13 protein-coding genes are annotated in these 23,418 nt (G+C 70.1%); 6 read left to right on the top strand and 7 right to left on the bottom strand.

Annotated features, from left to right (window positions below):
* Window positions 1-70: 70 nt before the first annotated feature.
* The 4 genes from UA75_RS19185 to UA75_RS19170 all read right to left on the bottom strand — a co-directional run bounded on the left by UA75_RS19185 (window position 71) and on the right by UA75_RS19170 (window position 6,613).
* A complete protein-coding gene (locus tag UA75_RS19185) occupies window positions 71-2,407 on the bottom strand; it encodes a PQQ-dependent sugar dehydrogenase (RefSeq protein WP_232237324.1) in 2,337 nt (778 codons plus the stop codon).
* A 574-nt stretch (window positions 2,408-2,981) separates the two neighbouring features.
* Window positions 2,982-4,556, bottom strand: coding sequence for a DUF6239 family natural product biosynthesis protein (locus tag UA75_RS19180; RefSeq protein ID WP_157434295.1), 1,575 nt, complete (start codon window positions 4,554-4,556; stop codon window positions 2,982-2,984).
* Entirely contained in the window at window positions 4,553-5,158 is a 606-nt protein-coding gene (locus tag UA75_RS19175; RefSeq protein ID WP_075741426.1) for a hypothetical protein, read from the bottom strand. Before UA75_RS19175 ends, UA75_RS19180 begins: the two co-directional genes overlap by 4 nt.
* A 303-nt stretch (window positions 5,159-5,461) precedes the next feature.
* A complete protein-coding gene (locus tag UA75_RS19170) occupies window positions 5,462-6,613 on the bottom strand; it encodes a carboxymuconolactone decarboxylase family protein (RefSeq protein WP_075741425.1) in 1,152 nt (383 codons plus the stop codon).
* A gap of 78 nt (window positions 6,614-6,691) precedes the next feature.
* On the opposite strand from UA75_RS19170, the gene UA75_RS19165 reads away from it, so the two are divergent.
* Window positions 6,692-7,129 (top strand): winged helix-turn-helix transcriptional regulator, encoded by a 438-nt coding sequence (locus UA75_RS19165; protein ID WP_075741424.1) that lies wholly within the window; start codon window positions 6,692-6,694, stop codon window positions 7,127-7,129.
* Here UA75_RS19165 and UA75_RS19160 read toward each other — a convergent pair.
* A complete protein-coding gene (locus tag UA75_RS19160; protein ID WP_075741423.1) occupies window positions 7,097-8,788 on the bottom strand; it encodes an FAD-dependent oxidoreductase in 1,692 nt (563 codons plus the stop codon). The two genes, UA75_RS19165 and UA75_RS19160, sit on opposite strands and share 33 nt — an antisense overlap.
* Entirely contained in the window at window positions 8,785-9,354 is a 570-nt protein-coding gene (locus UA75_RS19155; protein WP_404799945.1) for a DUF5987 family protein, read from the bottom strand. The genes UA75_RS19160 and UA75_RS19155 overlap by 4 nt, the downstream gene beginning before the upstream one ends.
* A gap of 405 nt (window positions 9,355-9,759) precedes the next feature.
* Between UA75_RS19155 and UA75_RS19150 the strand changes: the two genes are divergently transcribed.
* From UA75_RS19150 to UA75_RS19135, 4 genes are read left to right on the top strand one after another with little or no spacing between them, the layout of a single operon-like run.
* Window positions 9,760-10,734 carry a DUF1702 family protein gene (locus tag UA75_RS19150; RefSeq protein WP_075743966.1) on the top strand — a complete coding sequence of 325 codons (975 nt, stop codon included), beginning with the start codon at window positions 9,760-9,762 and terminating at the stop codon, window positions 10,732-10,734.
* Between the two features lie 4 nt (window positions 10,735-10,738).
* Window positions 10,739-12,700: a CRTAC1 family protein gene (locus UA75_RS19145; protein ID WP_075741422.1), complete on the top strand. Its 1,962-nt coding sequence runs from the start codon at window positions 10,739-10,741 to the stop codon at window positions 12,698-12,700.
* 5 nt (window positions 12,701-12,705) lie between these two features.
* Window positions 12,706-13,767, top strand: a complete 1,062-nt coding sequence (locus UA75_RS19140; RefSeq protein ID WP_075743965.1) for an enediyne biosynthesis protein — start codon at window positions 12,706-12,708, stop codon at window positions 13,765-13,767.
* Window positions 13,764-15,131, top strand: a complete 1,368-nt coding sequence (locus tag UA75_RS19135; RefSeq protein WP_075741421.1) for a cytochrome P450 — start codon at window positions 13,764-13,766, stop codon at window positions 15,129-15,131. Before UA75_RS19140 ends, UA75_RS19135 begins: the two co-directional genes overlap by 4 nt.
* Before the next feature lie 466 nt (window positions 15,132-15,597).
* Here UA75_RS19135 and UA75_RS19130 read toward each other — a convergent pair whose 3' ends face one another.
* Window positions 15,598-16,644, bottom strand: a complete 1,047-nt coding sequence (locus UA75_RS19130) for a DUF1702 family protein (RefSeq protein WP_075741420.1) — start codon at window positions 16,642-16,644, stop codon at window positions 15,598-15,600.
* A gap of 778 nt (window positions 16,645-17,422) precedes the next feature.
* Here UA75_RS19130 and UA75_RS19125 point away from each other — a divergent pair.
* A complete protein-coding gene (locus UA75_RS19125; RefSeq protein WP_075741419.1) occupies window positions 17,423-23,416 on the top strand; it encodes a type I polyketide synthase in 5,994 nt (1,997 codons plus the stop codon).
* Window positions 23,417-23,418: the final 2 nt, after the last annotated feature.

Below are 23,418 nucleotides of genomic sequence, written 5' to 3'. Positions count from 1 at the left end.
CTCCGGTCGGTGTCGACGGACACCGTGCCGGGTCGTCGTCGCCCCGGCCGCGTCTCTCGGCTCGATCGCCTCAGTGGTGCAGGAAACGCCGATACTGCTGGGCGATCGTGGCGCCGGACGCCGCCGTGTCCAGGAACATCAGCGAGTCCATCCGACAGTCGCACGGATTGCGCTCCCGATCGTTCTGCGGGAAGCTGCCGCCGATCTTGAGCCCGCGCGGATTGGTTGCCGAGGTGCCCGTTCCGTCGACCTCCCACGGATCGCCCGGATTCGTGTAGAACCCGCGCAGCGGCTTTCCGTTGCGATAGAGCGCCATCGTGCCTCGGGTGTAGTCGAACGTCGCCGCCAGATGCACCCATTCGTCCTGCGGGAGCAGTTCACGCCAGTCCTGACTGGCGGCGAAGGTCTGCGAGGCCCCGCCGTCGATGCGCCTGCCCAGGGCGACCAGCCGCAGTTCGCCGTCCACGTCGATCAGCTCCAACAGGGCCCGGACCTCGTGACCGTCGGAGGTCCCGCTGAGAATGCCCGCCAGGCCGACGGCGTTGTAGTAGTCGTCCGGGTCGGTGGTGTTCGAGTCCGGCGCGGGGTTCTCGCCGGTCATCTTGAACCAGCCCATCACCGTCGCGCCCTCGGTGCCGTTGAACGCGTCGAAGGACGCCACGCCTTCGGGGCCGTCGTCCCAGATCCCGGCCTTCCAGTCGTCGTTGCCCGCGTTCTCCGGGTCGATCTGTCCGACCTGGATCGCATTGTTGCTGCCGGGGAACGCGCCGTCGGCCACCCGCATGTCTTCCCCGCCGTTGATGAGCGTCAGCAGGGTGTTCGAGGAGCCGAGGTCGCTCTCCCGCGCGCCGTCGACCGCGAAGGGGTACTCGAAGTCGTAATGGGCCACGAGGTTCTGCTGGACGCGGCCGGTGACCTCCGAACCGGGGCCCTGCCTGGTGTCGACGACCCGCCAGATCGTGCCGTTGGACTTGGCGAGCAGATAGAGGTCGCGGTTCGAGTCGATGCCGAAGCGCAGGTCCACCCGGCCGTCCCCGACGAAGTCGGTCATCCGCAGCCGGTTTCCGTCGGTGTCGAACAGCCGCAACTCGTGCAGGGGTGCCCGTTCCTCGCCGCGACGCATCTCGTCGACCTCGGTGTAGAAGACCTTGCCGTCGACCAGGTCGCCGAAGATGTACTTGCCGCGCAGGCGGGGCAGGTCCGTTCCGCGATACACCTGACCGCCGGAGATCGCGTGTCCGCTGTCGGAGTCACAGGGCCAGTTCGCGGGCGGATCGTGGTCGTAGGCGGCCACGGGATAGACGTAACCGAACTCCGCGTCGTTCTCGGGCAGCGGGTAGAGGTAGCACTGGTCCTCGCGGCGGTACTCGTAGTTCCCCTCGCGCCTGCTCCAGCCGAAGTCGTCGCCCGCCTGCACCTCGTACACCGCCTCGATGGCGTGCTGGCCGATGTGGCCGAGGTACATCGCGTGGTCGCCCTCGGGGTCCCAGGTGAAGCGGTGCGGGTCGCGCATCCCGATGGCGTAGATCTCGCCGAGCGCGTCGGCGGTGTCGACGAAGGGGTTGGCGGCGGGGATGCCGTACTGTCCGTTCGGGCCGTCGGTGCCCGCCGGGTCGATGCGCAGGATCTTGCCTGCGGGATTGTCCATCTCCTGCGCGACGTCGGAGCGCACGCCGAGGCCGCCGTCACCGACCGCGAGGTACAACAGGCCGTAGTCCTCGTCGCCCGGCTTCGCGGTGGTGTTGAAATCGATCTGCTGAACGGCGTGGATATAGGTGGCGAAGCCGAAGCGGAAGATCTCCCGCTGCGTTCCGGTGAACTCGTTCGAGGTCGGATCGTCGGCGGTCCACTCGGTGACGACGCTCTGCACGACCGAGTTCGGCTGGTTCGGGTAGGTCGGTTCCTCGTTCTCGATCGCCTCCTCGTTCTCGCTGTGCACCGTGTAGAAGACGCCGTTGTCGGCGAACTCGGGGTGGAAGGTGACGAAGCCGAAGCCGCTGCCCATGCCGCGACCCGAGAAGAAGTGCTCGAATCGCTCGGCGAAGTCCAGATAGACGTGCTGGTCCGCATCGTCGACGAGGTAGAGCGGCCCGTTGAGATCGGGCACGTACATTCGTCCCGACTCGTCGGGCACCTCGCCGATGAAGTTGATCCGGTTGTGCCGGATCAGTCGGGGGTCGGTCGCGGGCGGCGTCGCCTCCGACTCCGGGAGCTGCACGTACTCCTCGAGGACCAGACCGAGCCGGGACCGGATCGGGTCCTCGGGAATCGGGTCCGTGATCGCTTCGTCGGTCGAGGCGGCGGTGGTCGACGTCGGGCTGACGCCCGTCGCCGTCGCCGGCGCGGGCAGGGTCGCCGTGACCGCCATCGCGGTCAGCACGGGGACCCACCATCTGCGCTTGCCCACTGTTGAACTCCATCCCTGCCGTTGGTGTTGGTCGACGCCGGTGGCGGTCAACACGGTCCGAGCCTTCGAGAACCGGCACCCGCCTACGCGATCCGGTGCGGAGCGCGATCGACGGACCCCTCTGGTCTGGACGAAGGCATGTCAGGACGTCCGCGGTCCACCGCCGATGTTCGGGTCTGGGTGAACCTCGGTCGGTGCCGCGGAGGTGATCGGGAATCTCCTTGTTCGGGGTGCTGTCACGATTCCAGTAAGCGCTTTCCCGGGGGGCGCATTTCCACCATAGGGAATGCTCCTTGCCGTGGCAAGCATGGCGGAACAGTCGGTCGTACCGGCCTCGTGAGCGGCACCTCTGCCGCCTCGGAATTCGATGGATCCCGCTGCGGAATTATCTCAGGCGCTGAACGAACAGCGTGCCGACGAAGCCGATCGTCCGATATCACCGAGACCATTCACGATGGCCGTATTCGCAATTCTCCGGCCGGGCCCTTCGACGATGCGCGGCCCCACCTCGTCGGATCGGGCGGGACGGCGCTCCGCCTGGCAGGCCCGACCCGCAGGCCGACCGATCGCGGTCCTACCGAGGCGTGGGCTGCGAGTCCGAGCCTGCGTCCGGGTCCGGGTCGGAGACGACGGCCACGACGGTCGGGTGCAGCCACCCCGGCTGATCGGGGCCGGGCACACCCGATGTGTCGCTCATCCGGTACCGCTCGTTCGTCGGCGTGGCCGGATGTCTGACCGCGGTGAGCCATCGATCCAACCCGACGGCGGTGGGCGCGGCCGGGCGGAAGTCACGGGGCAGGGCCAGCAGATGGCGGTGGAACACCGGGTCCTCCGGCCGGTACCGGAGCGGGAAGATCTGCTCGACCTCGGTCGAGAGCAGCTCCCAGGTCACCAGCCACGGGGCGAGGTGTCGCAGGCGGGTCGGTTCGGGCTCCATCGCCCGCAGCGTCGCAGCGGCCCGAGCCCATCCCGCCACGACCACGACGTCGGTGACCGAGGACGTGAGTTCGTCGTGGACCGCCACCCCGTGCCGGGCGGCCTGCTCGCGCACGACCCGCTCGGCCTCCTCGGCGCGGGGAGAGTCGTCGGAGACGATGCTCACTGCGCGACCCGCCAGGGCGGCCGTGAGTCCGCGTAGCACCGCCGCGTCCTGGGTCGACAACGCAGATGCAGGCCAGGGCACCTCGACTCGGGGATCGATCAGCGCCTGTCCGAGCACTGCGCTCACGTACTCCGGCGCATCGGGGTCGCGTAGGTCGGCACCGTCCCACTGCTGATCGCCCGGGTCGATCGACACCGCCCCGACTCGCTCGCCGACCTGCACGCGAAGTCGGTCCCGCCCCTCGCCGAGTTCGAGCAGGGCCCAACCGCCCGGCGCCCCCGGCCGCGCCGTGGCACGGACCATCGTGGACGGTGACGTCCCGACCGAGACGTCGGCCGACCCCACGTGCACGAGGTTCCGCCCCGGTCGGTGCGGCACGATCAGCAGGTCTACTCCTCGGCCGTCGACCGAGGCGGTGGCGAGCAGCGGCTCGCCGGTCAGGGGAGCGTCGAGCCGACCGAGCACGACCACCTGCGCCGTCCCCGCGAGCAACGCGATCGCCGCCACGATGCCCGTGACTCGGACGAGCGCCGCCGACCTGCGGCCGGTGGGCGTGCAGACCACCAGCCAGGCGACGGCGGCGAACGCCGCGAGCACCGCCGTGTCGGTCGTGGCATCGGGCGGGTCGACGGCGGCGAACAGGCCTGCGGCATGGGCCGCCACGGCTGCCGAGGTCGTGACCAGCAGCGCGGCCGACGTGAGCCGGGGCAGCCCCGGCCGGGTTCGGGAGAAGGCCAGGGACACCGGCGCGCCGAGGCAGACCAGGACGAGGAACGCCATCGGGTCGGGAATCCACGAGGCATCGGTGAACAACAGCGAGAGAATCCCGCCGAGCGCCGCCGTCGTGGCCAGCGCCGTCGTGCCTCGTCGGTCCAGCCGCGAGGCGGGCCGGAGCAGCGCCGCTGCCGCGGCGACGATCGTCGTCGCCAGCAGTGCGATGGTCAGCCCCAGCTGGCCTGCGGGCGTCTGCGCACCGACGCCGTGGCCGTGTCCGCCGACCGCTGCCGCCAGGTGTGCGGCTGCGGCAGGCAGCGGCGCGCCGGTCACGCCGAGGTCCGCCCCGCCGACGTGCGGTCTCGTCCGGCGGGCGGATGGGCGCAGCTGCACTGCATCGCCGACCGCTCCGACTCCGTCGCCCGTCGGTGCAGCACCATCGCCACCACCATCGGCGCGAACACGATGGCGTTGTAGAGCAGATGCAGCTCCACCCTCGGTATCAACAGCTGGATCATGCTGGTCGGAACCGGCTTGCCGAGCAGGTAGGTGCCGCTCCAGGCCTGGAGCAGCAGCAGGAGATGTTCGATGTGATGCCAGAACTGAATGCCGAGTGCGATTGCCCACCACGTGCGTGCTCGCCCGGTGAAACCATGTCGCAGCATGAAGAATGCGACGATCATGACCAAGGCGAATCCATAGTGGAGCAGCTCGGACTGCACCAGCCAGGGAAACACCAGGCCTAACGCGCCGCCTGCCTCCGGTATCGGCCAGTCCCACAGATAGATCTGCGCGGCCTGCGTGATGTGCTCCACCCAGTGCAGGAGGACCACGAGGCCGTAGGCCGCCAGCGCGGCACCGTGCCATCTCGTGTTGAGGGATTCCAGCAGGCTTCCCGGTTCGGGAATCCGCCTACGCATCGTCGACGTCGACACCCTGTTCCTCCTGACTCGTCGGTACGGGCAGCGGATTCTCTCCCGGTTGCGACTTTGCCTCACCGCCGACCATGTTCGCACCGCATCGAAGCCGATTCGGATGGCGGCCTTCGATCGGCTGTGTTCGGTCGATCGAGCGCTTTCGACGAATAGGCCGACGTTCTCATCGGCTCGTCTCACCGTAGTCTCGTCGGACTGCGGAAATGAAGTACTCGGCCACTTTTCGGACCGCAGTGCGCATTCTGCGAGAGGCCTCTTCTTTGAGAGTGCGCACTGTGTCCGCCGCGTTGCGATGTTCGTGCGTCAGTGTGCATCGCGGTCGTTCGTGCTCCCCGCCCGGCCTTGCCGCTGCGTGCGGGCACCCGATCGATCGGCGGGGTCCCGCGAGACGTCGATGCCGTCGTTCATCCAGGAGCCGACCCGCCGGGCGGCGGCGAAACTCGCCCAGGCGACGACGTCGACGATCGTGGCGTCGTCGGCGCCGTGTCGCCGCAGGCCTGCCACCACCGACGTGTCCACCTGGTAGGAGGAGAAGGCGACGAGCAGCGCCAGCAGCCCGGCGGGTCGGGCCGTTCTCGGCAGGTCCGCGACGCGGTCGAGCGCCCAGGCGCGGCTCAGCCCGCGCGGCTCGCCGCGCCAGGCGGTCAGCTCGGCGACGACGAGTGCCCGCACGGGCTCGGGCACGGATCTGACGCCCGCCCGGTCCATCTCGGCGGCGGCGCGGGCCAGTGCGTCGGCCGTCGACCGGGCGCCTGCGGCCCACGACAGGTCCGGTGCCAGCGGTGCCCTGGGCAGCAGCGGGAGCGACCGGCCCGGCTCGCATCGCCCGCCCGCGGTGGCGCCGAGGTACCGGCTGAGCATCCTGCCCAGCCCGGCACGCAGGCCGGGACTCGTCCCGGGCAGGGCGGACTCGTCGAGGAACACGTTGACGACCCGATTGACGTAGTGGAACGCCACCGCGACGCCGATCAGCTCGGGTCCGTGGGAGGCGGGGAACGGGACGGGGTGCCCAGGAGGCTCCGGCGCGGTCCCGGCCGTGCGGGCCCATTCGGCGATGCGTCCTAGACGATCGTCGTCGACCTCGGCCAGTCGATCGGCGGCGATGGCCTCTCCCGTCGTGCCTGCCCCCAGCCCGCGCAGGGTCGTGCTGTGCACCTCCACGCAGTACGGACAGGTGTTGCTCAGTGACACCGCCGCCGCGACCGCCTCCTTGGCGGTCCGGTCGACGAGTCCCGCGGCCAGCAGCGTCTCGCGGAGCAGCACCCAGGACGCGGCCAGGACGGTCGGGGAGGGGGAGTGCAGCGCGATCGGCGGTGCCAGCAGCCCGAAGTCTCGCTCCACCTCCCGGTAGACGTCGGCGACCAGGCCGACGGCGGCGGACGGCCGAACCGGACTGACGTGTCTCGTCCGGCTCAATGATCTGCGTAAGGCCGATCGGATGAGTGCTCCGGCCATCGTCGCCTCCTTAGTTTCGTCAAGCAACTCACTTGGTGCGACAGCGAGAGATCCTCGACCATTGTTAGCATCGATCTAGTGCTGCGACGGACGTACGACCAGCGTTGCTCGGTAGCCCGCACTCTGGAGGTGGTGGGCGAACGCTGGACCCTGCTCGTCGTCCGAGAGGCACTGCACGGGGTGACCCGGTTCGATCGATTCCTCGATCACCTCGCGATCGCCAGGAACGTCCTGACCGATCGCCTCAATCGCCTGGTGGCTCACGGTGTGCTGAATCGGGTCCAGTATCAGGATCGGCCGGTGCGGCACGAGTACCGCATCACGGCCAAGGGACGGGAACTCGCCACTCTGCTCACGGCGTTGATGGAATGGGGCGATCGACATCTCTCCGACGAGTCGGGCCCGCCTCGCGTCACCGAGCACGTCGTGTGCGGCGGCCACGTGGTGACCATGCTGAACTGTGAGACCTGCGGTCGCCCGGTCTCACCCGGCGACGTGACCACCCGGCCGCGCTGAGCCGGTCTCGCCGAGCAGCAGGGCGGCCGAGGACGCCGTCGCGGTCCGCCCGCTCGTCGCCCCGTCCGGCGACGGAGCGCCGTAGGTCACCGGAACGCCGCGTTCGCGGGCCGCGCGGACGATGCCGGGGACGGCGCGCTCGGCCAGCGCCGCGATGGTCAGCGCCGGGTTGACCGTCAACGCGCCGGGCACCGCGGAGCCGTCGGTGACGAAGATGCCCGGATGCCCGCGCAGCTCGTGTCGGTCGTCCAGTGCCGAGGTCGCCGGATCGTCACCGAGGCGACACGATGCCAGCGGGTGGACGGTGTAGGCCCCGACGACGTCGTTGGTCCAGGGCATCACGGTCGACAGGCCGTCCTTCTCCATGATCCGCTTGATCTCCGCGTCCGACTGCGCCCAGCCGCGCAGGGTGTTCGCCGTCGGCCGGTAGCTGATGGTGCCCCGGCCCAGCATCTGCTGGGAGATCCGGTAAGCGTTGCCGGTGGGCGGTGGCGCCCCGAAGACACCCTCGTTGTCGTCCTCGGTCATCGCGAAGATCGTGAGCCACGACGGCCAGCGGCGCAGCAGCTCCTTCTTCTTCGGACCGAACCAGGTGGCACCCGTCGGGTCCGGCGTCTGCGCCAGGATCGTGCCGAGGCCGGGCGGGAAGTAGAGCTGCTCCAGGGAGAAACGGGAATACTCGGGCCGGGTGCCGTCGAGGTCGTCCCAGCTCGCCACCGCAGGTCCTCGGCCGATCTGGTTCGCCGCGTAGACCCGGCCGTCCGGCCGGGAGAGGTCGAACAGCTCCCCCGCGCGATCCTCGTCGATGACGGCGGTGTTGAGCCGCTCCCCGTTGCCGGAGAAGTAGCGTCCGACCGCGTGCGGCATCGGGCCGAGCGTCGCCTCGGAGCGTTGCAGGATCGTCGGCGTCGCGCCCGCACCCGCCGCGAGCACGACGATCGCGGCGTCGATCGTGCCGCTGCCGGTGGTGATCCGGTAGTCCTCGGCGTCGATCGTGTCGTAGTGCACGCGGTAGCCGCCGTCCTCGTTCCTGGCGAGACGCTGGACCTCGTGCAGCGGTCGGATCTCGGCGCCGTGGGCGACGGCGGCGGGCAGATAGTTCAGCAGCAGAGACCGTTTGGCGTCGAAACGGCAGCCTGCCATCATCCAGTTGCAGTTGGTGCACAGCGTCGTGTCGATGGCGATCGGCACGGGATTGGCGGTGCGGCCCGCATGCGAACAGGCCGCACCGAAGAGCCCGCCTGCGTAGCTGACGTCGTCCCAGGTCTGCCTGGTCACCGGCAGCGCCTCGCAGACCCGGTCGTACCACGGGTCGAGGCTGTCTCGGGTGATCGCGGCGGGCCACATGCGGCGTCCGATGCCGCCGTGGCGTTCGAAGGCGAAGCGGGGGGCTCTCGGCATCGCCGCGAAGTACACGACGCTGCCGCCCCCGACACAGTTGCCGCTCAGCAGGCTCATTCCGTCACCGACGACGAAGTCGAACACCCTGGTGTAGGAGGAGCCGAGCTTGAAGTCGTGGTCGAAGTCGGTGCCCTGCAACCAGGGCCCGCGTTCGAGCACCACCACCTTCGCCCCGCCCGCCGCCAGGTGATACGCGGTGACGGCGCCGCCGAATCCACTGCCGATCACGAGGACGTCGGTGCGCTCCATGCTGGTCATGCCGGACTCCCTGAGGGGCTCGTGTCGGGGTGGGTGGCGGCGGGCGTGCCGCCGTAGCTGTGGTCCCGGAAACGCCAGAGGCCGTCGGTGTCGGGGCGGGCGTAGCCGATGATCGACAGTCCGGGGTGTTCACGGGCGAAGGCGTCGGCGGTGTGCAGGTGCGCTGCGGTGTCGAAGGCCATGTTGCTGAGCATCGCGAGCGCGACCCAACCGTCTCGCTCGCCGTTGTCCGGCGCGGTCAGCCGCAGCATGAGGGCGGCCCGGTCGGCATAGGGCAGCGCGACGAAGGCGGGCACCGCGTCGTCGAGCTCCCGACCGTGTTCCAGGGCGAAGCGGCCCGCGTGGTCGTTCAGCAGGCCCGCCAGCGCCTCCAGCGCCGTCGCGAATCCGCTTGCCGGGTCGCTCAGGAGCTCGAGTGCGCCCGAGGCGACCGCGCCGCCGCCGCTGGCGACTCCCGCCACGGCCAGGTCGTCGGGCGACCGTTTCTCGCCGGGGACGATCGTGTCCGCGAACGCCTCCATGGTCGTCGTCGTGATCTGTTCCACAGTCCACTTCTCGGGCGTCACACCATCTCCTCCTCCGTGGTCCGCGAGAGCCGAGGAGAGCGCGATCCAGCTCGGTACTACGCGGCGGCGAATCGCCTTTCACTGGTCCGTTCGTTCATGCAATCGACTGGTCGACAGCGGACGTCGGAGCTATTCCGGGTAGCAGCGTCACGGCCGCCTCCGCCCGGCTGTCGACTCGTGATCACCCGTTGTCACGGCCCCGGCCTCGGAATAGGACTCATCGTCCGTCGGCCACCGCCACCGCGCATCTTCTCCAATGCGCATCGATTAGGCGAAAACTGCGGCTCCCCTTCGGATGCGATGCCTGCGCACGAAAGGAGTAGCCGGGATCTGCGGATGCTGTGATGGTCGGATCAACCGGCGCTGGCAGGTGTACGCCGACTCATCCGGTTGAAGGAGAGCACGTTGAGCACAGTATTTCGGAGAATCAGGCGCCGGGTTCTGACACCGAACGTGTCGGAGACGGAACTCGGCACCCGTGGCTTTCACGAGAAGTCTCCTGAGGCACGCGAGTTGATCGAGACGGTGGGCCGGATGTTCCTCACCGGTTATGCCCACGCCGTGGAGTCCCGTTCCGTCCCCGAGGTCGAGGCCCGGCTGGAGACGCTGCCGACGTTCTTCCGGGGCTTCGCCTATGAGGGCGCCGCGATGGGCTGCGCCATGCTCGACGCGCTGCCGCTGGGCGGCGGCCGACATGTCGAGCGCCTCCTCGCGGGCCGGGGCGGCGAGCACGTCTACATGGCCTACATCGGGGTGGGCTGGGCGATGGCCAGGGTCCCGAGGTTCCGGTGGGCCCGGCTGATCCCGCCCGATCCGCTGTTGAGCTGGCTGGTGCTCGACGGCTACGGGTTCCACCAGGCGTACTTCCACACCCGGCGCTACGTCCACGAGCAGTTCAGGGAGCCCCGTCTCCCCTGGCCGGTGGGCGCGCCGCTGCCCTATGCCGACAACGTCGTCGATCAGGGCATCGGCCGGGCGCTCTGGTTCGTCGGCGGCACCGACGCCGCTCGCGTCGCCGACCTGATCGACGCCTTCCCGGCCGATCGCCGGTCCGATCTGTACAGCGGCGCGGGGCTGGCCGCCACGTATCTCGGCGGGGCAGACGAGGACGAGCTTCGGGTGTTCGCCGATCGCTCGGGCGAGTACCGGCCGCAGGTCGCGCAGGGCTCGGCGTTCGCGGCGGAGGCCAGGGTCCGGGCGGGACTGGTGGTCGAGCACACGGGGCTCGCCACCCGGATGTTCTGCGCCGCCGATCCCGAGGGCGCCGCCGCCGTCTCGCGCACGGCGCGTCCAGAACAACCGGTGTCCGGTGCCCTGCCCGCCTTCGAGGTGTGGCGGCGACGCATCGCCGACGAGTTCGTCTCGCTGGGAAGGTCGTGAACACATGTCGTCCATCGTCAAGATGATGCGCAGGCAGCTTGCAGGCGTGGTCGCACTGGCACTCATCGCGGCGACGTTCGTCGTCGTCCGCCTCCCCACCTCCTCGGCCGCCGAACTCGAGGAGCTGGCATCGAGCTACGGGTTCGAGCCCAAGTCCATCGCGCTGCCCAGCGGGCTGCCGCAGCAGACCATCCGCCGAGTGAATCAGGACTACCGCCACATCGACGCCTGGATCTCGTCGGTGGGCGCGTCGGTCGCCATGAACGACCTCGACGGCGACGGCCTGGCCAACGACCTGTGCCTCACCGATCCTCGGGTCGACGAGGTGATCGTGACGCCCGTCCCTGACGAGCGATCCGATCGCTACGAGCCCTTCGTCCTCGATCCAGGCGACCTGCCGATGAACGACGTGATGGCCCCGATGGGCTGCGTTCCCGGCGACTTCAACGAGGACGGCAGGCTGGATCTACTCGTCTATCTGTGGGGTCGCACGCCGATCCTCTACCTGGCCGATCCGGACGCCACCGTGCTGGGGCCCGAGGCCTACCGCGCGACCGAGATGGTCCCCGGCAGACAGGGCGAGGTGTACGACGGCCCGCAGTGGAACACCAACACGGTGGCGGTCGACGACTTCGACGGCGACGGTCACCTGGACGTCTTCGTCGGGAACTACTTCCCGCACGGGCCGGTGCTCGACGACTCGATCAGCGGCGGCGTGCAGATGAACCACTCCATGTCGCAGGCCTTCAATGGCGGCGAGGACTACTTCCTTCGCTGGACCGGCGTCACCGGGGGCGACGAGCCCGAGGTCACGTTCGAACTGCTCGAGGACGTGCTGCCCGACGACGTCTCCAAGGGCTGGGCGCTGGCCGCGGGCGCCAACGACGTGGACGGCGACCTGCTCCCGGAGCTGTACGTGGGCAACGACTTCGGTCCGGACCGCCTGCTCTACAACCGGTCCACGCCGGGCGACATCAGGTTCGCCGTCGTCGAGGGCGCCAGGAAGCCGATGGTGCCCAAGTCGAAACACGTGGGTCTGGACTCCTTCAAGGGCATGGGCATCGACTTCGGCGATCTCGACGGCGACGGCATGTACGACATGTTCGTCAGCAACATCACCACCTCCTTCGGCATCGAGGAGAGCCACTTCGCCTTCGTCAGCGACGCCGACGACCCGGCCGAGCTGCGGGCCCGCCTCCAGTCCGGCGAGGCACCGTGGACCGACGAGAGCGCGCCGCTGGGCCTGGCCTGGTCCGGCTGGGGCTGGGACGCCAAGATCGCCGACTTCGACAACAGCGGCGACCTCGTCGTCGCGCAGGCGACCGGCTTCGTGAAGGGCCGGACCAACCGCTGGCCGCAGCTCCAAGAGCTCGCCACCGCCAACGACCAGCTGCTGAGCAATCCGATGGCCTGGCCCCGGATCACCGAGGGCGACGACCTCGCCGGGGATCAGCACATGGCCTTCTTCGTGAAGAACGACGACGGGCGCTATGTCGATCTGTCGCACGAGCTCGGCCTGGCGATCCCGGTACCGACCAGGGGAATCGCCACCGGCGACTCGGACGGCGACGGACTGCTCGACTTCGCCATCGCCCGGCAGTGGGACGAGCCGCTGTTCTATCAGAACACCAGCCCGTCCGAGGACGCCTTCCTCGGGCTGCGGCTGACCCACGACGCGGAGCCGTCGCCGGGCGACCTCGCCGCGCCGGGATCGCCCGTGGTCGGCGCACAGATCGCCGTGACGAGAGAGGACGGCAGGCGGTTCATCACCAGGGTCGACGGCGGCAGCGGCCACTCCGGCAAGCGCAGCCACGAGGCCCACATCGGGCTCGGCTCGGGCGTGACCGGCCCGCTGGACGTGAACCTGAAATGGCGGGACCGCACCGGCCAGGTGCGGGAGGAGAACCTCAGGCTCGAACCCGGCTGGCACTCGCTCCAGCTCGGCACGACCACGCAGGAGAGGTGACGGACATGGCAACGCGGCAGAAGGCGGCCTCCCCGCCACGACACGACACGAAGGTGATCACGGCGCTGCGCCGGTTCGCCATCTCGATCACGATCTTCAACCTGCTCGGATACACGGTTCTGGGCTTCGAGCAACCCTGGCTGTGGCCGTTCATCGCGCTTGCCACCGGCTACACGGTCGAGATCGGTCTGGAATGGATCGCCGCGAGGTCGGAGAACCGAGTACCCCGGTACGCGGGCAACGGCCTGCGTGGCCTGGTGGAGTTCCTCTATCCGGCGCACATCACGAGCCTGGCGCTCAACATGCTGATCTACGTCAACGATCAGGTGTTCGTGATGATGTTCGGCGTGCTCGTCGCGGTGGGCGCCAAATGGATCCTGCGGGCCCCGGTGCGCGGCAGGCTGCGGCACTTCATGAACCCGTCGAACTTCGGCATCGCCGTCATCCTGCTGTTGTTCCCGTGGGGCAGCATCGCACCGCCGTACCACTTCAGTGAACACGTGGACGGCTGGATCGACTGGCTGATCCCGGCGGTGATCATCCTCGGCGGCACCATGATCAACGGAAAACTCACCGGGCGGATGTGGCTCATCGCAGGCTGGGTCGGCGGCTTCGCGTTGCAGGCCGTCGTCCGAGGCATCCTGGAAGGCACCTCGATCCCCGGTGCGTTGGCGACCATGACGGGCATCGCGTTCATCCTGTTCACCAACTACATGATCACCGATCCCGGCACCACGCCGTCTCGACCCGGTGCACAGATCGCGTTCGGCGGGGGAGTGGCGGTCGCCTACGGCGTCCTGACCGCGATGCACATCGCCTACGGGATCTTCTTCGCCACGGCGATCGTGTGCCTGGTCCGAGGCTGCTTCCTCTGGGCACTGCACTACACGGACCAGGCGCGGGAGCAGTTCGAGGCGCAACAACGTCGCGCGGCCGCGCAGGAGGAGCAGCGCGAGATCGTCGAGCCGGGCGCAGGCGATTCTGCCGAGGGCGCACGGGCCGCTGTGCCGTCGACCTCCGCCGAGGCAGTTGTTCCGCAGCACGAGAACGAGGTCGTGCGCAGATGAAACCCTCTCGTTCCGCCCCGATCGGCCGCACCCCGCCGGGTCCGCCGCGTTCGGCGACCCTGGCCATGCTCAGGAGCCTGGCGGGGGACCGACTGGGGCTGATGTCCTCGGCCGCCGCCAGGTACGGCGACGCATCGAAACTGTCGATCGGCCCGAAGTCGCTGTACTTCTTCAACCATCCCGATCACGCCAAGCACGTCCTCGCGGACAACAGCGCGAACTACCACAAGGGAATCGGGCTCGTCCAGGCTCGTCGGGCGCTCGGCGACGGCCTGCTGACCAGCGACGGCGAACTGTGGCGCACGCAGCGCAAGGTGATCCAGCCTGCGTTCCAGCATCGGCGGATCACCGGTCAGACGGGGATCGTCGTGGACGAGGCGGCCAAGCTCGTCGCCCGCCTGCGGTCCAGGGCGGGCGGCGAACCGGTCGAGGTCCTGGACGAGATGACCGTGTTCACCCTCGGGGTGCTCGGCCGCGCACTGCTCGACTCGGACCTCGGCGCCTTCGACGCGGTCGGCCACTCGTTCGAGGCGGTGCAGGACCAGGCCATGTTCGAGATGGTGTCGATGAGCATGGTGCCGACCTGGGTTCCGCTGCCTCGGCAACGCCGCTTCCGCCGGGCCCGTGCCGAGCTGCATCGAGTGGTCGACCGGCTCGTCACCGATCGCATCGCGACCCGGCAGGTGGACGGTGACGACGTGCTCACGCGGTTGATCGAGTCGACCCGACGGGAGGCGGACCCCGAGGTCGGGCGCAGGCGGATGCAGGACGAGGTGGTGACCCTGCTGCTCGCCGGGCACGAGACCACCGCGAGCACCCTCGGCTGGACCCTGCACCTGATCGACCGCCATCCGGAGGTCGGCGCGCGACTGCGAGCCGAGGCGGTGGACGTGCTCGGCGACCGGCCGCCGGTGCACGAGGACCTCCGGCGGCTGGTCTACACGACGATGGTCATCGAGGAGGCGATGCGCCTGTATCCGCCGGTGTGGATCCTGCCGCGCGCGGCACAGCAGGACGACGAGGTGGGCGGCTATCACGTGCCCGCAGGCGCCGACGTGCTGATCTGTCCGTACACGCTGCACCGGCACCCCGAGTTCTGGGCGGACTCGGAGACGTTCCGCCCGGAGCGCTTCGCACCAGAGCAGAAGGCGAATCGGTCCCGGTACTCCTACCTGCCGTTCGGGGCAGGCCCGAGGTTCTGCGTCGGCAGCAGCCTCGGGATGATGGAGGCGGTCCTGGTGATCGCGATGATCACGCGGGAGCTGCGACTGACCGGGGTCCCCGGCAGGCCGGTGGTGCCGGAGCCGATGTTGTCGCTGCGGGTCCGGGGCGGTCTCGAGATGGCGGTCCGCTCCGAGGGCTGAAGGGGCGGCCCTCGCTCGACGGGTGAGGCACTTCGGCGAGTAGACCATCGGTGATTCGCGAGCGAACCGGACGCCGTGACCCAGCGGACGCCGACGCGGCGCCGGTGCCTGCGACTGTCCAGTGTGGCGATCTCGCGTCCAGCAGGGCCGTCCGGACCGGCGGATGGCGAACGGCGAACGGCGATGACCGCCGACCAGTGCGGTCTGGGGCGACTGCTTTCGGTATTCAGTTCACTCGGCCCCAGGATTGAAACGTACCGGTGAGAGTGCGTCGGCGCGAAGGTGTTGGTTCCTGTCGGATGTGTTCAGAGACGAAGAAGATGTCCGGCCGGAGTCGGCTGGTTTGAACTGGCGATTAAGTGGTTGATGTGGCGAATGACCGAGTCGGTGGAGCGACTCCTTTCCGGGCAGCTCGCGTGGAGTCGACGAGCCCGTGGCGGCGACATCGTCTGCGCTCATCCTCGGCTCAGTCGCGCGTGGTGTTTGCAGGGGGCGTAGCGGCCAGCCGGGTGCGGATACGCTGCCGCCACCGTTCGTAGGCGGGAACGTCCGACGACGCCCCGGCGTCGGGCGACACGACCTCAGCCGAGGTCATGTCCCCCTGAGTCGTGTCTCGCTCGGCGGTGTCGTCCACGATGCTCAGCGCCTCGGGCACGGTCCTGCCGGTGAGGGCGGCGAGCACTGGCTGAGTGTGCTGCGGCAGCATGCCCGCCGTCGCCCTGGCCTTGACGGCGAAGACTGCGCCGAGACCGAGTTCGGTCCAGTGGTGTGCCGCGTGTGCGCGGAGGTCTGCCAGCGCGCTCGGCGTGCCGCCGCCCGCGAAGGTGGCGGCGAGGCCGACCCCGCTCCACAGGTCGGCGTGTCGCTGCTCGGCGAAGCGGGCGACGGCGGCGGCGACCTCGGTCGTCCGCCCGCCATGGATGAACCACAGGGCCCGACCGATGCCCTGGTCCACTGCCCGAGGGAAGTAGGCGGGTGTTCCCTGCCACGGATACGCGGCAGGCACCCGCTGCCGTTCGACCCAGCGCTCGTGGCGGAAGTAGGCCAGATCGAACCCGTAGCCGTCGATCACGAGCCAGCTCATGGTCGGGTGATAGGGGGAGGCGTCGGTCAGATCGGGCAGTACCCGCTTCCAGAGCGGCCGGGGGAGTCGGGTCATCGCGAATCCGATGCCGATATAGGCGAGGAAGAGGTGGGGCGCTCCCGGTCCGGCCAACAGGTCCCGAGTGCGGTGACCGCCCGAGGTGGCGTCGAGGACGGTGAGCGCCATCGCGGCGCCCTCGTAGGCGAAGCCGCGCATCTCGGATTCCACCAGATCGATCCTGCGTTCGATCTCCCACATTCTCGGCGTCTCCATCGCCCACTCGAATCCGCAGACCACGGCCTGCGGGATCGCCTCTAGTCGGTCGGTGACCTCCGTTCGCGGCCCGGGAAAACCTCGGCGGGCAAAGGTGACATCCGCTAACGACGGTGCCAGGACGAGTCTGCGCAGGGAACCGAGAATCGCGGGCATGACGCCTCCTCAATACCACGGTGTGCGGTGCTCGACCGCATCGTCGGTGGATGTGATCTCCGACTCGGACGAGCCGAGTTCGCCGTCTCGATCCGCACGCTTCTGCGTTGCGTCTCCTGCCTGCTTGCCTCGGCGCAGTGCAGGCTCCGGTACTGCGACGAGGCAGGCTGACGGAGTCGGGTGCGAGCCGCGAGACATGGGCGAAACCGGTCGGACGGCCGGGTCACCCGAGCGGGAGCCTGATCGGTGAACGACATCAGCGGGCCTCCCACCGAACTTGCCGGGCTCTCCATCGCATCGGATCTGCGGCTCGTTCCAGCATGTTGCGCTTTCGGCCGCGTCATCCACTTCGAACATGCGCTCTGGCTCGCCCTGCTCTGTCAGCCGAATGATCGAGGGGTCTGTAGAGCAGCGGGCGCGGAGTGACCCGTGTGGGATCGGGGCCGCTTCGCGGTCAAGGGGCGGTCGTCACGGCGGCCGCCGAACGCATCGGTGGAATCGAGGTGTGGCCGTCCTATCATGCCGTTACGAGGATCTAAGTAGATATTACGGTGTTATAAAATAACGTTCTCTGGGTGCCGCACAATCGGAGAAGACAGCGGCGGCGCGTCTGCTGCACGATCGGATCACTAAGCGGAGTTCAGGGCGGCAAGGTGAAGTCCTGAAATGCAGTTGCACCCGTGATGCACTACTGGGTTCGGTTGCCGGATCGCGCTGTTCGATGCTGTCTTCACGCGGGTCCGGAAGCTGGGCGTCAGTTCCAGAGACGGTGGGAAGTATGAGCAGCGAACGAATCGCAATCGTCGGAATCGGGCTCCGCTATCCCGATGCCGCGACGCCCGGTGAACTGTGGGAGAACGTCCTCGCCGGTCGTCGCGCCTTTCGGCGGCTGCCGAATGAGCGGATGAACCGCGACGACTACTGGTCGCCCGATCCGGAGGCACCCGACCGCTTCTACTCCACCATGGCGGCCGTGCTGCGCGACTTCGAGTTCGACCGCGTCGCCTATCAGGTGGCGGGCAGCACTTACCGCGCCACCGACCTCACGCATTGGCTGGCGTTGGACGTGGCCGCCGCCGCCCTGGCGGACGCGGGCTTCCCCCGAGGCGAGGGACTGCCCGGCCCCACCACCGGGGTGGTGCTCGGCAATAGCCTGACCGGAGAGTTCTCGCGCGCGAACACCCTGCGGCTGCGGTGGCCCTATGTCCGGCGCACCGTCGCCGCCGCCCTCACGGACAAGGGCTGGTCCGAATCGGACACCGCCGCGTTCCTGCGCGATCTCGAAGGGCAGTACAAGGCGCCGTTCCCTGCCGTCGACGAGGACTCCCTCGCAGGCGGACTGGCCAACACCATCGCAGGCCGCATCTGCAACCACTTCGACCTCGGCGGCGGCGGGTACATCGTCGACGGGGCCTGCTCCTCCTCGCTGCTCTCGGTGGTCACCGCCGCGAGGGCGCTGGTCGACGAGGACCTCGACGTGGCACTGGCAGGCGGCGTGGACCTGTCGATCGATCCGTTCGAGGTCATCGGATTCGCCAAGACCGGCGCGTTGGCGACCAGGGAGATGGTGGTCTACGACCGGGACTCCAACGGCTTCTGGCCCGGTGAGGGCGCGGGCGTGCTCGTGCTGATGCGGGAGCGGGACGCCGTCGCGCAGGGCCGACGGATCTATGCCTGCATCGCGGGCTGGGGCGTCTCCTCCGACGGCAAGGGCGGCATCACCCGCCCGGAGGCGAGCGGACACCGCCTGGCCCTGTCCCGGGCCTACGGCCGTGCGGGCTACGGCGTGGAGACGGTCTCCTACTTCGAGGGACACGGCACCGGCACGGCGCTCGGCGACGCGACGGAGATCGAGGCGCTGTCCTCCGCCCGGCGCGCCGCGTCGCCCGGTGCACAGCCCGCGGCGGTGAGCAGCATCAAGGGCAACATCGGGCACACCAAGGCCGCGGCGGGGGTCGTCGGGTTGATCAAGGCGGCCCTCGCCGTGCACCACCAGGTGATCCCGCCCGCGACGGGACATCGCCACCCGCATCCGAGCCTGCTGGCGGCGGACGCCGCCGTCTACGTGCCGAGGGAGGCCGAGACCTGGCCCGGCGACCTGCCGATCAGGGCGGGCGTCTCGGCCATGGGTTTCGGCGGGATCAACACCCACATCGCGGTCGAGCAGCCGAGGGCCGTCCCTCGGCGTCCCGGCGTCGATCAGGACACCCTGGCGACGGTCGCGGCCAGACAGGACACAGAGCTGCTGCTGGTGGACGGCGCCGATCTGGCCGCCGTGCGGGATCGGCTCGTCCGGCTCCGCGACCTGACGGCCAGGCTGGCCTTCGCGGAGCTGGCCGATCTGGCAGGCGCCCTCGCCGCCGAGTCCGAGGGGCTGCGAGTCCGGGCGGCCGTGGTGGCCGACTCGCCCTCGGACGCCGAGCAGCGGATCTCCCTGCTCCTCGCGGCGATCGACGAGGGGCACACCCGCGTCCACTCGGTCGCCGACCGCATCTTCCTCGGCGCGTCCGCCGCCGAGCCCAGGATTACCTTCCTGTTCCCCGGCCAGGGCTCCGGCCGAGGCGGCGCGGGCGCGCTGCGCCGTCGATTCGCCTCGGCGGACGAGGCCTTCGCCGCCGCCGGACCGGATGAGGACGGTGACCCGGTTGCGACTCAGGTCGCGCAGCCGCGCATCGTCGCGGGCTCGCTGGCCGGGCTGCGCGTCCTGCGCGATCTGGGCATCGAGGCGACCACCGCCGTCGGGCACAGCCTCGGCGAGCTGACCGCGCTGCACTGGGGCGGTGCCGTCGACGCGCCCGGCCTCGGCGCGCTGGCCGCCGCCCGAGGCCGCGCCATGGCGACGGCGAGCCACACGGGCGGCGGCATGGCAGGCCTGACGGCGACCGAGGAGGAGGCGGCCCGGCTCGTCGCGGACGAGGCGGAGGTGGTCATCGCCGGCTACAACGGTCCACGTCAGACGGTCGTCTCCGGCCCGGCGACGGCGGTGGACCGGGTCTGTGCCAAGGCTCGGGCCGAGGGCCGCGACGCCACCCGGCTGGCGGTCTCCCACGCCTTCCACTCGCCGCTGGTCGCGCCCGCCTCGGCGGCGCTGGCGAGGTACCTGACCGGTGTCGACCTCCGGTCCGTACGGCGCCCCGTGGCCTCCTCCGTCACGGGAACACTCCTGACGCCGGAGACCGACCTGTCCGCACTCCTACGTGACCAGGTCGTGCGCCCGGTGCTGTTCCGGCAGGCCGCGGCGGAGGCCTCGGCCGGCGCGGACCTGCTGATCGAGGTGGGACCGGGTCGGGTCCTGACCGGACTGGTCCAGGAGATCACGCCTGCGGTGCCCTCGGTCGCCCTCGACGTCGAGGCCGACTCGCTGCGCCCGCTGCTGTCCGTGGTGGCCGCCGCGTTCGTGCTCGGTGCGTCGGTGCGCACCGAGGTGTTGTTCGAGCACCGGGTGATCCGCCCGCTGCCGCCGGACGGGACCATGACGTTCCTGGCCAGCCCCTGCGAGGACGCCCCCGCACTGGACGTCGGCGCGATCGAGTCCGCCGCAGCCCCGGCAGGCGAGGTGGATGCCCCGTCGCTGATCGCAGCGGGCGCGGCGGACTACTTTGCCGAGGCGGACACGCCTCCCTCGACCCTCGAGCTGCTGCGGAGTCTGGCTGCGGCGCGTGCCGAGCTGCCACCCTCGACGATCACCGCCGACACCCACCCGCTGGACGATCTCCATCTGAGCTCGATCACGGTCGGCCAGATCGTGAATCAGGCCGTGCGAGACCTGGGCAGGCCGCCGCTGACCTCGGCGCCCAGCTTCGCCACCGTGCGGCTCGGCGAACTGGCCGCCCTCATCGACGACCTCGCCGAGACGGCGCACGAGGTCGAGGCCGTCGTCGACGAGGTCGCGGGCGTGGGCCCGTGGGTGCGGTCCTTCTCCGTCGACCATGTCGCAGAGCAGGCTCCCGTCGCGCGCCCGCCCGACCCGGGCTCGGCGAGCCCGGGCGACTGGACCCTCCACGCTCCGGCGGATCATCCGCTCGCTGCGCCGACGCGCGACGCACTGGCGCAGGCCGGCCTGGGCGACGGCGTCCTGCTGTGTCTGCCCCCAGAATGCGACGATCGTCATCTCGGGCTGCTGCTGGCCGCGAGCCGCGACGTCCTGGCAGGCCCGCCGGGCACCCGCTTCGTCGTGGTGCAGCACCGGCTCGGCGCCTCGGGCCTGGCCAAGACGCTGCACCTGGAGGCGCCGTCGGTGCCCACGACGATCGTGGAGCTTCCCGACGTCGCATCCGAGGAACCGGCGGATCTCGATCGGGCGACGGCCCGGATTCTCGCCGAGGTCGCGGCGACGACCGGCTTCACCGAGGTGCGTTACGACGAGGACGGCATGCGCCGGGTGCCGGTGCTGCGAGCCCGTCCGATCCGGCCTCGCACCGCCCGGCCGAACCCGCCACCCGCCGACGCGGTACCGCCCGAGGTGCTCGACGCCGCCGACGTCCTGCTGGTCACCGGCGGCGGCAAGGGCATCACCGCCGAATGCGCGCTCGCCATGGCCGAGGACTCCTCGGCCGCCCTGATCCTGCTCGGCCGCTCCGACCCCGACAGCGATCCCGAACTCGCCGCGAACCTCGCACGGCTGCGGGCCAAGGGCGTCCGGCACCGCTACGAACGCGCCGACGTGACCTCCGCCGAACAGGTGGCCGCCGCCGTTCGCCGGGCCGAGCACGCCTTCGGTCCGGTGACGGCGGTCCTGCACGGCGCGGGCCGCAACGAGCCCTCGTCGCTGACCGGCCTCACCGAGGAGGAGTTCCGCGCGACGGTCGCCCCGAAGGTGACGGGCCTGCGGGCCGTCCTGGCTGCGGTGGACGCCGACCGCCTCCGGCTGCTGCTCACCTTCGGCAGCGTCATCGGCCGGGCGGGCCTGCGCGGCGAGGCGCACTACGCCACCGCCAACGACTGGCTGACCGAGTTGACCGCGCGGTTCCAGCAGGAGCATCCGGACACTCGGGTGCTCGCTCTGGAATGGTCGGTGTGGTCCGGGGCGGGGATGGGCGAGCGACTCGGGGTGGTGGAGGCCCTGCACCGGGAGGGTGTCACCGCCGTCCCTGCCGAGCGCGGCATCGCGATGCTGCGCCAGGTCCTCGCCGATCCCGACGCTGGGCCGGTGCTGGTGATCGGCGGTCGGATGTCGGGTCTGCCCACGCTCGCCCTGAGCCGCCGCGAGCCGCCGCTGCTCCGCTTCGTCGACCGGGTACTCGTGCACTACGAGGGCGTCGAGCTGGTCACCGAGACCACGCTGTCCTCTGGCAGCGACCCCTACCTCACCGATCACCTCCTGGCGGGCGACCTGCTGCTGCCCGCCGTGATCGGGATGGAGGCCATGGCGCAGGTGGCCGCCGCCCTCATCGGCGACGGAGCGACACCGGTGCTGGAGGACGCGGAGTTCCTCCGGCCGGTGGTCGTCCGTCCCGACGGAGCGACGACCGTGCGGCTGGCCGCGCTGGCCGTCGACGCCGAGACCGTCGACGTGGTGCTGCGCAGCGCGGAGACCGGTTTCGGCGCGGACCATTTCCGCGCCAGGCTGCGGGTTCCTCGGGGCGACCGTCCGGTCGGCGGTGCGCCCAGGACGGCCGAGCTTCCGCCGGTGCCGATCGATCCCGTCACCGAGCTGTACGGCGACGTGCTGTTCCAGGGCAAGCGATTCCAACGGCTGCTGCGCTATCGGCGGGCCGCCGCCCGGCACGCGGTCGCGGAGCTGTCCACCCGGCCGACCGCCGCGTGGTTCGCCGAGTTCCTCCCGCAGCGACTCCTGCTCGCCGATCCGGGCACCAGGGACGCCGCGATGCACGCCCTCCAGTGCTGCGTTCCCGACGCCACCCTCCTGCCGCAACGGATCGAGCGACTGCACCTGGCCGACCGGAACACCGAGGCCCCCGAGTACGTGGTGCTCGACGCCCGCGAGCGGTCGCAGGACGGCGACAGCCATACCTACGACCTCGACCTGCGCGACCCGGACGGGATCCTTCTGGAGCGCTGGGAGGGACTGGTCCTGCGTGCGGTCGTCCGACGCGACGGCGCGGGCCCGTGGGCGCCCGCACTGCTCGGCTCCCATCTGGAGCGGTCCCTGGAGCGGGTCCTCGGCTCGGCCCCCTCGGTGGTCGTCGAGCCGGACCCGCTGGGCGGCGGTCACGGCGGAGCGGCCGGTCCCGGTGCCGAACGGGTGGTCGGGCGACGGGAGCTGACCGAGATCGCCGCGAGTCGGGCGCTGGACCGACGGGTGCGGGTTCACCACCGACCCGACGGGCGGCCGGAGATCGAGGACGGGCTGGATGCCGCTCAGGATCTGGTGGTCGAGGATGGCCCCGGCCTGCCCGAGACCGCGCGGGGTTCGGCCGGGACGACGATCGAGATGTCGGCCTCTCACGGTGCAGGCCTGACCATGGTCGTCGCCGGGGCCGGACCGCTGGGCTGTGACGTCGAGCCCGCCGTCGAACGTTCCGAAGCGGACTGGGCAGGGCTGCTCGGACCGGCCCTGCTGGCGGTTCGCGACCTCGTGGGCGCCGAGGCGGACGAGAACCGGTCCGTCGCGGGCACCAGGGTGTGGGCCGCGCTGGAGTGCGCCCGCAAGGCCGGGTCGACGTCGATCACCCTCACCGTCGACCGGAGCCGTCCCGACGGCTGGACGGTGTTCTCGTCGGGACGCAGCAGGATCGCGACCTGGGTCACCACCGTCGACGACCGACCGGACCCGGTGGTCTTCGCCGTGCTCGTGGGAGAGGGGAGATGAAC

The organism is Actinoalloteichus sp. GBA129-24 (assembly GCF_001941645.1).
Taxonomy (GTDB): Bacteria; Actinomycetota; Actinomycetes; order Mycobacteriales; family Pseudonocardiaceae; genus Actinoalloteichus_A; species Actinoalloteichus_A fjordicus.
Note: the sequence above shows the minus strand (reverse complement) of the source record. Positions and strands in the feature narration are given on the sequence as shown.